Below are 12,547 nucleotides of genomic sequence, written 5' to 3'. Positions count from 1 at the left end.
TAGAAGATGTCTGAAGAAAAGAAGATCATTATCGACGAGGACTGGAAGTCGCAGGTCGAAGCGGAACGCGAAGCCGCCAAGGCCGCGAGCGAGCAACCCCAGTCGGGCGAAGCCGCCGCAGACCAGCCTGCTGGTTCCGCCAGCGACGCCGACCCGCCGATGCCGCCGGCCTCGTTCACGATGCTCATCTCCACCCTGGCTACCGAAGCGATGATGGCCCTGGGCCAGATGCCTCACCCGCTGACTGGCGAAGTGACGCCGCGCCGCAATCAGGCGAAGTACCTGATCGACACGATCGACATGCTCCACGAGAAGACCAAGGGCAACGTCTCGGCGGAGGAAACCGCCGGCGTCGAAGAGTTGCTGCACACGCTTAAGATGGCGTTCGTGCAGATGCCGCAGTCGGCCTCATCTGCGCAAGAATAAACCACGCTCAGCTCCCTTCACGTTAGCGTTACACGGCGACTTGCATCCCGCGCCGGGTGACAACGGACGGGGTAACAACGCTTTGCGCGAAAGAAAACTGAACGTGGTTATTGCCGAGACAAGCTCGGCGAGGGTGGCTCGTTAGTTGTTCTGGTTAACTGGACAGTTGGTCGAACAATTCGCGGAACGTCGGCATCTGGTCGCCAATCGTGGTGGCCCACTGTTCGGGGTTCCAGATCTCGACGCACACGGCAGCTCCGACCAGCATCACGTTGCCGCCGGCCTCGACGCCGAGGAACTCGCGAAAGCCCTCGGGGATGACCAGTCGGCCTCGCCCGGCGAGCGGGACTTCGCGGTGGCGGGTCGACAGCAGTCTCCCGAGTTGCTGTACATCGGCCACGCGTCCGTCGAGCCTGCCGGCTTCGATCTTGCTCTTCACCAGCGCGACACCCTCGTCGAGGTGCTTCTGCCAGCGGGCGAGGTTCCACAGGCTTAGACAGCCGGGGCGTTCCTTCGCCAGGAGGCAGGTGGCGTCTTTCGTCTCGCCTTCGGCCAAGCCACTCGCCAGCTCGCTGGGCAGCGACAACCGATAACGGTCGTCGAGCGTGCGGGTGACTTCACCGAGTAAGAGACCTTCGATAGACGGCATGGCAATCGTTTCGCGTGCATGCCGTCTGTGGCCGCCACGCTGGGCTGAAAACTAGACTCCCTTCCGTTGTGATGGGCTGAAAACCCGCGAGAATTGGCCTTTCGGGCAGCTGTTTGGGCCAAAATCCCACGTCTCAGCAGTCATGGTAGCGGTTTCGCTAGCGAATGCAAGCACTGGGGGCTGAAATCCCACAAAATGCGCCCTATGGTTCGATTTCCTGTCGGAAAGCATTGCTGCTCCTGGGAGGACTTGTGGTAAGCTGTGGTCCCCCACTCGCCCAACCTTGGGTCCCGCCGATCTCAGCCTGGGTTCCCCAGGCGCCAACCGAAGGAAGTCTCAGGTGCCCTCGCCCTCGTGTTACCGACTCGTCTGCGGTTTGTTGTTGTCTTGTATCGTCTTGGGATGTCCGAAGCTTCCGGCCTGCACCACCGCAGTGATCAGTGGCCGAGCAACAGATGACGGTCGGCCTGTGCTGTGGAAGAACCGCGACTGCCAGTTGCGGCCGCGCAATGAAGTCGCGCTGCTGACCGAAGGACGCTACCGGGCGGTGGCAGTGGTGAACGCCGGCAGTCGTTCGGCAGCCTGGATGGGCGCCAACGAAGCGGGACTGTGCATCGAAAACTCTCTGAGCAACGACCTGCAGCGGGGCCAGAAGCTCGGTAAAGGGTTCGGCAACGGCGGCCTTATCAAGAAAGCACTGCAAACGTGCGCAACCGTCGCTGATGTCCAGAAGCTGCTCGACACGACCAACGAGTCTGGCCGAAAGACCCGCGGCAACTTCGGAGTGATCGACGCGCAAGGCGGTGCGGTGATGTTCGAAGTTGGGCCGTACGACTACACAATGTTCGACGCCAACGACCAGCAGGTCGCACCCGACGGGTTCATCGTCCGCACCAACTTTGCCACGTCGGTGCACGATTTGCCTGCTTGCCCGAAGGCCGGTAGCGTGGCCGAGTTGACATCAGGCAACCGCTACGCGAGGGCATCGCACTGGCTGTCCAATTCCGAAGGCGGGAAGATCAGCGCAAGTGCCATTGTCCAACGGCTGGCGCGAGACTTGATGGACGAATCCGGTCAGGTGGTGCCTGGCTCGCTGAACAGCGATACCAGCGAGTTGCCTGCCGTGGTGTCGAACCGGCATTCGATCAGCCGGCGCAAGACGGTTTCGGCCGCGGTGTTCCACGGTGTTCGCCCTGGAGAGGACCCGCGTTTGACGACCATGTGGGCCATGCTGGGTGATCCCAAGTTTTCGATTGCCGTGCCGTGTTTTCCAACTCAGACCGTTGTCGCCGACCCGGTGGAAGGTGCGCGTGGCGCGGAGCTGTGCGAAGTGCCGCGAACGTTGCTCGACATCAACCGCGCTTCGCAGGCCAATACGCTTCGCTCGCAAGGGCTGAGGGACATCTGGCAGGACGTACTCCCCCTGGAGGCCGAGCAACTGCAGCGCACCTTGGCGGCGCGGGAGGAGTGGAGCAGCGAGGAAGTCACCGACTCACAGCTTGACCAGTGGCACGCCGAGTGCGTGGAAGCGTCGTACCAGGTGATGCTCAATGAATTGCAGCAAGCCAAGCTCGCCGCCACGCAGGGCCAAGTCGCCGTTTACGAAAACGATGTCCGAGCGGGCGTGGTGAGCGTTGCGATCTACGACCATAGCGATGGTTCTGCCAACGGGCCGAAGAATCTGCTGAGGTTTCTGACCGAGGAAGCTGGGTTCGCCGCCCGGCGGGTAACTCCCAAGCAGATCCAATCCGGCGAGCTGGAAGAATTCGACGTGCTCATCATGCCGGGGGGCAGCGCCAGTTCGCAATCGAGTCACTTGCAGGACGAAGGGCACAAACAAGTTCGCGAGTTTGTGCAAACGGGAGGCGGTTATGTCGGCATTTGTGCCGGTTCCTATTTGGCGACCACGCACTACTCGTGGTCGCTGGGTATTCTCAATGCTCGCGTTTGGGATCGAACGCACTGGGACCGAGGAACCGGCACCGTGCACTTGAGCCTTTCCCCCACGGGACAGGAAGCACTCACGCACGCTCATCCTGCCGCTGAAGTTTACTACGGCCAGGGTCCGCTACTGGTCCGCGGAGTCGATACCGAACTGCCCGCCTACGAAGTGCTGGCCACCTATCAAACAGGTGTTGCCAAGCGCGGAGCGGTTGTCGAGGCGATGCCAGATACGCACGCCATTGTTCGTGCGAAGCACGGCGCGGGGCGAGTGATTTGCTACAGCCCTCACCCCGAGAAGCCTTCGGGTCCCAGCCACCTGATCGCTGCCGGAGTGCGGTGGGCCAGCGGAGCGGGCGAGCAGACTGGAGGAGAGTGACCTTCGGAACTACTCGCCGAGCGTGCGTTTGCGGCGCAGCAGATGGTGGTAGTGCTGGGCGAAGCGGTGCGACTCGTCGCGGACGTATTGCAGCAGCCGCAGCGCGTAGGCGTGGCGACTCAGTCGCAGTGGCTCGTCGCGACCGGCCACGTAGATGAGTTCTTCCTTCTTGGCCAGCGACAGCACGGTCGGCGGCTCGATGCCGAGCGAGCGAAACGCCTCCATGCCGCGGCCGAGTTGGCCCTTGCCGCCGTCGATCAGCAGGATGTCGGGGAACACCTGCTCGGTTTCCTGCAGCCCGCGGAATCGTCGGGCGACGACTTCGCGGATGCTGGCGTAGTCGTCGATGCCTTGGACTTCGCGAATGCGGAATCGCCGATAACCCGGCTTGAATGGCAGTCCGTCGATGAACTGCACCAGGCTGGCGACCGTCTCGTTGCCGCCCAGGTGGGCGATGTCGACGCCTTCGATGGTCCGCGGCATCTCGCTGAGCCCCAGCACTTTCTTCAGCCCAGCCAGTCCCTTCTTGGGGTCGATGTAAAACACCTCGGGCTGTTCGTGCTGCTCTAAGTCGCCACGCTCCTTGATCCGCTCGAGCAACTGGATCTCGTCGCGCAGGCGGGCGGCTTTCTCGAACTTCAAGTCGGCGCTCGCCTGCTGCATCTCCTTTTGCATCTCCTTGACCAGCGACTTGCGATTGCCGTCGAGGAACATCCGCAGTCGCTTGATGTCCTTGCGGTACTCTTCTTTGCTGATCCGCAGGTTGCACGGCGCGGTGCATTGGTCGATCGACGCCAGCAGGCAAGGGCGGAACCAACGCCACCGCTCGTCGCCATCGTCGATGTCGAGCGAGCAGGTGCGGAACTTGAACACCCGCTGCAGCACCTGCAGCGCGCCGCGCAGGCTGCTGACGTTGGTGAACGGGCCGTAGAGCTTCACGCCGGACGACTTGGGCTCGCGAGTGATCTCGACGCGGGGGAAGTCTTCGTGCGTGGTGATCTGCAGGTAAGGAAACGTCTTGTCGTCGCGAAGTTCCTGGTTGAACTTGGGCTGAATGTCCTTGACCAGTCGCGACTCCATTAACAGGGCGTCGACCTCGCTCTCGGCTTCCAGGAAGTCGATGTCGTATGCCTCGCGAACCAGTTGCGCGGTGCGGCGCTCGTCGGCCGCCGCTTGCAGGAAGTAGCTGCCGGCGCGGGCCTTGAGATTCTTGGCCTTGCCGATGTAAATCACCCGGCCCTGCTTGTCCTGAAACAGATAAACGCCCGGCGTGGTGGGGAACTTGCTGCGAACCTTCTCCGCCGCCCGAGCGAAGAACTCCGCCTGCGACTTGGGAAGATCAGGCGGGGGCGCACCGGTATCGCCAGCGGGCGTGGACTCGATCGCTCCGCCGTCCAAAGGTTCGTCAGCAGGGTTGTCCGCCATGTTCAGTCGTCCAGGTCCGGGGCGTCCCTGTTAACCTTAGGCGGCGGGGCGGTTAGAGGCTAGTGGAGGTCTTGGGTTGGCCCTGGAACTACACTCAGGTTCACTTCGGGTCGCGGGCAAGGTAAGATGCGTTCCGTGTTGTCGACTTCTCACTTCCCAGCCCGCGCAGCATGAACGGATCGAGACTTGGCCCTCTTTGCTTTGCCGTTGGATCCGCTTGGGTACTTGGGTTTGCGCCGCCTTCCAATGCCAACGGTCCTGCTGAAGTCAGCGAGGTAGCGTTGTCCGAGCGTCAACTCACCAGTGCACCGTACAATCACATTTTGACGAATGCAAACGTATGGTCTCCCGACGGTAAGTGGGTGTACTATGACGTCCGAAGCGCGCTGGACGGATCGGAGTTCGATGGAACACGAATCGAACGAGTGCATACCGAAACGGGCGAAGTGCAAGTCGTCTACCGGTCTCGAAACGGTGCTTGCTGCGGGGTAGTTACAGCCAGCCCGGTGGACGATCGGGTTATCTTCATTCTTGGTCCCGAACATCCCACCGACGACTGGGCCTATTCGGCCTGGCACCGCCGCGGTGCGATGCTGCGTGCGGGGCTGCCCGATACTCTTGCGACGCTCGACGCTCGCAATATCGTCAGCCCTTTCACACCGGGGGCGCTGCGAGGCGGCACGCACGTTCACGTTTTCAGTGGGGATGGAAAGTGGGTTAGCTTCACCTACGAGGATCACGTGCTGGCAACCAGCGACAATCCCGCTGCGGCAAAGAACCAGCGCAACATCGGTGTCGCAGCTCCGTACGGCGAGGTTCACGTTCCATCCACGCACCCACGAAATCACGACGGCAAAGCCTTTTGTGCACTCGTTACCCAAACATGGGATGCTCCCCGGCCAGGCAGCGACCAGATTTCTCGCGCTTACAGCGATGCATGGGTGGGCAACGCAGGGTACGTGAAAGAGGATGGCTCGCGACAACAGCGCGCCTTGGCGTTCCTGGGAGACGTGGTCGCCAGAGACGGTCGAACCGTATCGGAGTTGTTCCTTGTCGATATACCAGAAGACATCACGCAGCCAGGAGCAGGGCCACTGAGTGGCACGGAGCGTACTCGACCCGCACCTCCGCACGGCGCCCATCAACGCCGTCTTACGAACACGGTGGACCGGCCGTATCCAGGTCTGGGCCCCACGCGTCATTGGCCCCGCAGTAGTCCCGATGGAAGCGAAATCGCGCTATCGATGCCCGACGAAAAAGGTCGAGGTCAACTATGGACCATCTCACCCACGGGCAAAGGACTTCGACAACTTACTCGAGCGGAACAAGGCATTGCCTCAGCATTCACCTGGCGCGCCGACGGCAAAGCCATCGCGTGCGTTTCGAACGGACGAGTCTGTGAGGTGGACTCGCACAGCGGGAGAGTCTTGCCACTTTCGGCTCCCACACATGGTCCGTCTGTCAGGCCCGAGGCAGTCGTCTATTCGCCGGACGGCGCCACGATTGCGTATGTGCGCCCCGTGTCGACATCCGGCACATTGCTGAACCAGATCTTCGTTGTGCCGTCGGAGATCAACCGGTGAACTGTGCGAGTTCCCTAGTTTGGGCCTTGGCTACTATTGAGATAGCTGGAGTTTTATGTTCAGCCGTATCCCAAGTCACAAACACGATACTGATATGACATCTGAAGAACTTGCAACATCAATTGCCGATGCGGCGCGACGCGCAATCTCAGAGCTGTTTCGCGAGAACGCAGGCGACACTTTCTACTACTGCTCGTTGATTACGACTGGGGAAGGGCACACACCACACCTTACCGCGTGGTCAAAAGAGAAGCTGGAAGAAACCGTTAAGGCGGAAGGTGGTGGTGAGGATCTAGCCGCACAACTGAAGTGGTCCTACGCTGATTCCCCGTTTCATTGCTTCGGAGAATCGCATTTCGAAAGGGTTAAACAGATACTTGTTGGTAGGTCAGTGTCGAATGACCGTGACTCAACGTCAGATGCTAGAGAATTTGAGTTTCGTTTAACGGCCATGGAACTAGCAATGGCAATGCTCGATAAGGAGGGGCTTTTTGGGTCAGGAAACGATCGTTTGCGGATCGTCATAAACGCGGAAGTCATGCCGCCGGACCACACGAACGTTGGAAGAGCCAAGAGGCTAAATCCCGAACAGGCACTCTCAGATTGGATGAAGGAGGCTGCTGAACCGGAGTAGTTCACGGCCCATTGCGGTCTCGGTCACACTCCGGCAGATGGAGAACGTGCTCCTCGACCGCTGCGTGTTTCGCTCAATCGTCCCCGGGGCGGCGCTTCGCTCGCTCCTCGCTACGCTTGCCCCGGGCTACCATATTTCGCTCCTTCGGAGCTACCTTTGGTCCATGGTTTCTTCCTATGACCATCCGTGTCTATGGGTGTTCATCCGTGGCTGACACCCCAACTTGACCTACTCTGTGGAGGCTCCGCAAAAGTCGCGGCTGTAAAATAATCGCCGTTGAATTTGCGAGGTGGTTTGATCCAATGGAGGGGCGGGACTTTGTGCCTGTGGTGGCTCTTTGGCAATTTGTTAGAGGTGAGTAGGTGAGAGCCGCTAGCCGACAACCTACGTGTTGTCGGAATCTAGACGAGTCTTTCCTCGGTTTGGCTCTGACTCCAACGGTGAGCGTGGTGGTGCATGCACTCGTTCGCGGAGCGAACGGCGACTATCGGGTTTTGCCCCACTGGGGAACATGCGGGGAACAACGCGTGGAGTTTTGTCGCACCCCCCGCTTGGTTTAGCCTGGAAAACAAGGGGTTTCGCCACTTGGGTGGGACCAATACGAGTGGGGTTTTGGGCCAATGGATCGATTTTGGGGACAAAACCCTGTGGGCCCAAAACCCATTTGGTCCAAAAGCACGACTCGTTTCCGGAGAGGCGTAGCTCTCCGGCTATGGGCTAGCTGGGTCATGCTAGCGATCAATAGCCGGATCGCCACGCGATCCGTGAAAGTTACTCCACCACGTTAGCCCTTGGCGGCCGACTTGGCGATTTCGTTTTCCTTGGCGTCGACCTCGGGGTTCGGCTTGGCGTTGCCAGGCTCTTGGCCGCTGAGCCAGCGGATGCCGCCTAGGAGCGACTTTTGGTAGGTCGGGTTTTCCCACACGTCTTCGCGGTGGCCCATGCTCATGTGCATCACGCGGCCGTTGCCGTACTCTTTGACCCACAGAACGGGCACGTGGTACGGCTTCTTGAGGTCGGTCTTCTCCATGTCGAGGCTCATCAGCACGCGGACCTTCTCGGGCTGCCAGTGGCTGAACTGGTAGATCTCGTCCTTGAGCGTGACGCTTTCGCCCCACGGGGCGGCCGCTGGGTGAGAGGGGTCGTGCACCTTGATGGTGACTGTCGAACCGGCGCCCCACGGGTGGCCGTTGAAGCTGCCGCCGATCATGTCCCAGTAGGGCTCGTAGTCCTCGAACGTGTCGGCGGCGGAATGAACGCCCAGGAAGGCGTGGCCTTCCTGCTTAAGCCACGTGCCGAGAAACCACTCCATCACGTCCTCGGAGATCGGCAGCTGCTGGTCTTTGTTGTACATCTTGCCGGTGGTGTAGAACATCACGATGTCGTAGTTCTTGATCAACTCCGGCTTGAAGTCGTTCTCGACGTCCTTGGTGCAATCGACGCGAAACAGGCCGCTCTTGATGCCCAGCTCGGTCATGATCTTCTCGGTGTGCGACAGGTCGCTGGACTTACGCGTGATGGTGGGATGCTGAAAGCCTCCGCTTTGAGTGACCAGCAGGATGCGGAGCGGCTTGTCGGCAGCGGCATCCTTCTCGGCCAGCGGGCGGATCTTGATGTTGCGGAACCACACCGGATGGCCATGCTCCTGCAGGGCGATGTGGCCTTTGAGCTCTTTGGCGAACGGCCAGTCCTTGAACTTTGAGTTGGCGACTCGCGTGTTCCAGTCGTCGCTGCCGATCTCGGCGTCGACGACTTTCTGGCCGTTGAGCCAGTGCTCGACGTGATTGCCATCGAGCACGATCCGCCCGGTGTTCCACTCGCCGGCTGGCTTCGATGCATCCTTGGCCGGCTTGTACAAGGCGTAGAGCGAACCGGCGGCGGTGTCGGCCGTGGGCTCGAGGTTCCAGCCTTTGTTATCGAGCACCTGGTACTCGGGGCCAGTGAAGTACGGCGGGTTCTCGGTTTCTTGCACGTGGTAGATGATGCCGCTGTTGCCGCCCTCGCTGATCTTCCACTCGAACTCAAGTTCGTAGTTGTCGAACTGCTGCTTGGTGATGATGTCGCCGGCCTGCTTGGCGCGGGCGAGCGTGCCGTCTTCGATCACCCAGCCTTCGGGCAGCGATCCATCCTTGGCCCCGTACCCCCGCCAGGCGTCGAGCGAGGTGCCGTCGAACAGCACCTGCCAATCCGAGGGCGAGTCGGCGGCCTGAACCAGTGTGTTAAATCCGAACAGCATCAACGCAGCAACCCAAATGCGACGACTCAACATCTCAGAAACCTCATCAATCGGGAAATAGCCAGTATATGGAAAACGCCCGGAGGCTCGCTTCGAATCTCCGGGCGTTGGTGAGCATTCGTCATTCGATCCGCACTAGTCGTCTAGTGGTTTGACCAGGATCTTGCGGTAGTGCACTTCGCTGCCGGGGTCGTGGCCCTGGATGGCGAAGGTTCCCGAGGAGAGCACGCGGCCCTTCATCGAGTCGGGGCGCTCCACGTCGTCGGGCTCGGTGTATTCGCAGGTGACCTTGCCGTTGACCTTCACGGTGACGTGCTTGTCTTTGACGATCACGTGCTGGGTGAACCACTCGTTGTCCTTGTGAGGAGCCTCGTCCATCACGTCTTTCACCCCGTACAGGCCGCCGGACTTCTTGCGATCGCCGTGCGTGGCGTTCACTTGCACTTCGTAGCCTTTGTCGGGCCAGCCACCGTCCTGGAACTTGGTGTGGAAGTACATGCCCGAGTTGGCCTTGGGCTTGGTCATGATCTCGCACTTCCATTCGAAGTTCTTGAAATCGTGGTCCTTGACCTTGCCGTTGTAGAAGGCGTGGCCACGGTCGCCTTTGACCACCAGCACGCCGTCCTCCACTTTGAAGGTGTCGGCATTCTCGTTGATCTTCCAGCCCTCGAGGTCTTTGCCGTTGAACAGGCTGATCCAGCCCTCGTCGTCGTCGGCCGCTTCTTCGGCAGCCAGCACTTGCCCACTCAGCACCACTGCGGCGACCAGCACAGCTAGTCCGCAGGCCCAGGATTTCCAAACAACGTCTTGCATCGTGATCAACTCCTCTGTCAGCAGGGAAATGGGGGTACTTGGGCAGAAAGAGCAATTGTAGCTGGGGCCACAGGGCGTGTCACCCAACGGCAGAAAACCGCCGTAAACCGGCCCAAAACCCCCTGAGCCCAAGTTGTCACCACTTTTCGGTTTTGGTAGGATTGCAGGCTTATCGAAACGCTGTTTCCTCGGACCGTGGTAGGCACGTTCCCGGCGTATCGATGGCACCCTGTTTCTGTAGGTCGACGGCCGCTATTCCTCCCCCGGCCCCGCGAACTCTCGTCAGGCCTCCCCCCAAGCTGCCGCCGAATGGGTTTTTCATGGTCAATCGTAACTTAATTCGTGAATTTGATGTTTCGGAAGAAGAGTGGAACGACGACATCGGCATTGGGCTGATGGAAGAGCTTCCGCCGGAGATTCTCAACGAAGACGTTGATATCTCGCCGGAACAGATCGTCGAAGGCAAGATCGTCCGCGTGGACGACGAGTTTGTCATCGTCGATGTTGGGTACAAGAGCGAGGGCATGGTGCCCCGCAGCGAGTGGGAGGAAGACGAAGAATCGGGTGACGTTGCCGACGAGCCGCCCGAGATCGGGCAGACGGTCCGCGTGCTGGTAGAAGACGTGGAAGACGTCGCCGGCCGCCACGACGACCGTGGCATGATCGTGCTCAGCAAGCGGAAGGCTGAGAAGATCGAGAAGTGGATCGACGTAATGTCGAAGGTGAACGAGGGCGACGTGGTGTCGGGCCTCGTGGAGCGAAAAATCAAGGGCGGCCTGCTGGTGGACATCGGCGTCAACGTGTTCCTGCCGGCCAGCCAGGTCGACATTCGTCGGCCACACGACATTGGCGAGTACATCGGCCAGACCATCGACTGCATGGTGCTGAAGATCGACGAGACGCGCCGCAACATCGTGGTCAGCCGCCGCAGCCTGATCGAAGCGGAGCGGGCGAAGAAGAAGACCGAGCTGCTCAAGGAACTCGAGGTTGGACAGATCCGCAAGGGCGTGGTGAAGAACCTGGCCGACTTCGGTGCGTTCGTCGACCTGGGCGGCATCGATGGCCTGCTGCACATCACCGACATGAGCTGGGGCCGCATCAACCATCCGTCGGAGATGGTGAAGATCGACGACGAAGTCGAGGTGATGATCCTCAACATCGACTACGAGAAGGAAAAGATTGCCCTGGGCTTGAAGCAAAAGGAAGCCAGCCCGTGGGACAACGTGGCCACCAAGTACCCGGTGAACTCGAAGGTGAAGGGTACCGTGGTGAACGTGATGAGCTACGGTGCGTTCGTGAAGCTGGAAGACGGCATCGAAGGTCTGGTGCACATCAGCGAGATGTCGTGGACCAAGCGGATCAACCACCCCAGCGAGTTGGTGCAGATCGACGACGAAGTGGAAGTCGTGGTGCTGGGCATCAACGAAGAGAAGCAGGAAATCTCGCTGGGCATGAAGCAGACCCAAGAGAATCCCTGGGACAAGGTCATCGAGCGGTACCCCACCGGTGCGATGGTCAAAGGCAAGGTTCGCAACCTCACGAACTACGGTGCCTTTATCGAGATCGAAGAGGGCATCGACGGCTTGCTGCACGTAAGCGACATGTCGTGGACCCGCAAGATCGGTCATCCCAGCGAAGTGGTCGAAAAGGGCCAGGAAATCGAGTGCAAGGTGCTGTCGGTCGACCAGGAGCGTCGCCGCATCGCGTTGGGACTCAAGCAGCTGGACGAAGATCCCTGGGCCACCGACATCCCCGATCGCTACCAGCCTGGCCAATTGGTGACCGGCAAGGTGACCAAGATCACCAACTTCGGCGTGTTCGTCGGGTTGGAAGACGGGTTGGAAGGCTTGCTGCACATCTCGGAGTTGGCCGATCACAAGGTCGAGAATCCCTCGGACCTGGTGAACGTGGGCGACGAGATCGAAGTGAAGGTGCTTCGCGTCGACATCGACGATCGCAAGATCGGCTTGTCGCGTAAGCGCGTCGAGTGGGCCGAGCAAGACGAGATCGAAGCCGAAGCCGCCGAGAATCGCTCGTCGGATGGCAAGGAACTGAAGGGCGGTATCGGAGGCGATTCCGGCCCGCTGTTCAAGGCCGCCAGCGACGAGCCCGAAGCGCCCGCAGAAGCGGAGGCCCCTGCAGAAGCTGAGGCTTCGGCCGAAGAGGAAGAACAGGCGTAAGTTGCACAAGCCGGCCAGGTGCCGGTGGCAACGAATGTGACACCCCCAACCGCGGCGGTGCGAACGATGGTTCGCACCGCCGCGGTTTTTTTGCGCCTTGCCATGTAGCCAATTGGGTGTCTTTGTCGGTAGCTCCCGCGCCGCACGCACAACCGGCGCAGCCTACGACATGGGTAAGGCTTTGCAGAATCGAGACCCATAGGGTCGATAGTTTTGGTATCCGCCCTCCCTGTTACGTGTACCATCGGCCGTCGCCCTCCCGAACCTGCGCCGCGCTATGT

Annotated in this window: 9 protein-coding genes; 5 read left to right on the top strand and 4 right to left on the bottom strand. The window is 60.3% G+C overall.

The features are described 5' to 3' along the window. Positions 1 to 6 precede the first annotated feature (6 nt). A complete protein-coding gene (locus tag ACQK2L_RS29850; protein WP_425400710.1) occupies positions 7 to 426 on the top strand; it encodes a DUF1844 domain-containing protein in 420 nt (139 codons plus the stop codon). A gap of 154 nt (positions 427 to 580) precedes the next feature. On the opposite strand, the gene ACQK2L_RS29845 is transcribed toward ACQK2L_RS29850, so the two are convergent. Then, the gene (locus tag ACQK2L_RS29845) at positions 581 to 1,075 is read right to left on the bottom strand and encodes a division/cell wall cluster transcriptional repressor MraZ (protein WP_425400709.1); all 495 of its coding nucleotides are present in this window, start codon (positions 1,073 to 1,075) and stop codon (positions 581 to 583) included. A gap of 433 nt (positions 1,076 to 1,508) precedes the next feature. Between ACQK2L_RS29845 and ACQK2L_RS29840 the strand changes: the two genes are divergently transcribed. Next, a complete protein-coding gene (locus ACQK2L_RS29840; RefSeq protein ID WP_425400708.1) occupies positions 1,509 to 3,395 on the top strand; it encodes a BPL-N domain-containing protein in 1,887 nt (628 codons plus the stop codon). A 9-nt stretch (positions 3,396 to 3,404) separates the two neighbouring features. On the opposite strand, the gene ACQK2L_RS29835 is transcribed toward ACQK2L_RS29840, so the two are convergent. After that, positions 3,405 to 4,820 (bottom strand): excinuclease ABC subunit UvrC, encoded by a 1,416-nt coding sequence (locus tag ACQK2L_RS29835; protein ID WP_425400707.1) that lies wholly within the window; start codon positions 4,818 to 4,820, stop codon positions 3,405 to 3,407. A 281-nt stretch (positions 4,821 to 5,101) separates the two neighbouring features. Here ACQK2L_RS29835 and ACQK2L_RS29830 point away from each other — a divergent pair, with 281 nt between their 5' ends. Both ACQK2L_RS29830 and ACQK2L_RS29825 read left to right on the top strand, forming a co-directional pair. After that, positions 5,102 to 6,403, top strand: a complete 1,302-nt coding sequence (locus ACQK2L_RS29830) for a DUF3748 domain-containing protein (RefSeq protein ID WP_425400706.1) — start codon at positions 5,102 to 5,104, stop codon at positions 6,401 to 6,403. Between the two features lie 94 nt (positions 6,404 to 6,497). Then, positions 6,498 to 7,037: a DUF4303 domain-containing protein gene (locus tag ACQK2L_RS29825; protein WP_425400705.1), complete on the top strand. Its 540-nt coding sequence runs from the start codon at positions 6,498 to 6,500 to the stop codon at positions 7,035 to 7,037. 784 nt (positions 7,038 to 7,821) lie between these two features. Here the strand turns inward: ACQK2L_RS29825 and ACQK2L_RS29820 are convergent. Both ACQK2L_RS29820 and ACQK2L_RS29815 read right to left on the bottom strand, forming a co-directional pair. Then, positions 7,822 to 9,306: a family 16 glycoside hydrolase gene (locus tag ACQK2L_RS29820; RefSeq protein ID WP_425400704.1), complete on the bottom strand. Its 1,485-nt coding sequence runs from the start codon at positions 9,304 to 9,306 to the stop codon at positions 7,822 to 7,824. Between the two features lie 102 nt (positions 9,307 to 9,408). Continuing rightward, positions 9,409 to 10,086 carry a 3-keto-disaccharide hydrolase gene (locus tag ACQK2L_RS29815; RefSeq protein WP_425400703.1) on the bottom strand — a complete coding sequence of 226 codons (678 nt, stop codon included), beginning with the start codon at positions 10,084 to 10,086 and terminating at the stop codon, positions 9,409 to 9,411. 320 nt (positions 10,087 to 10,406) lie between these two features. Here ACQK2L_RS29815 and ACQK2L_RS29810 point away from each other — a divergent pair, with 320 nt between their 5' ends. Next, entirely contained in the window at positions 10,407 to 12,266 is a 1,860-nt protein-coding gene (locus ACQK2L_RS29810; protein ID WP_425400702.1) for a 30S ribosomal protein S1, read from the top strand. Positions 12,267 to 12,547: the final 281 nt, after the last annotated feature.

This window comes from Aeoliella sp. (assembly GCF_965227375.1).
Taxonomy (GTDB): domain Bacteria; phylum Planctomycetota; class Planctomycetia; order Pirellulales; family Lacipirellulaceae; genus Aeoliella.
The sequence above is the reverse complement of the archived record's forward strand: the minus strand, read 5'-3'. Positions and strand labels throughout refer to the sequence as shown.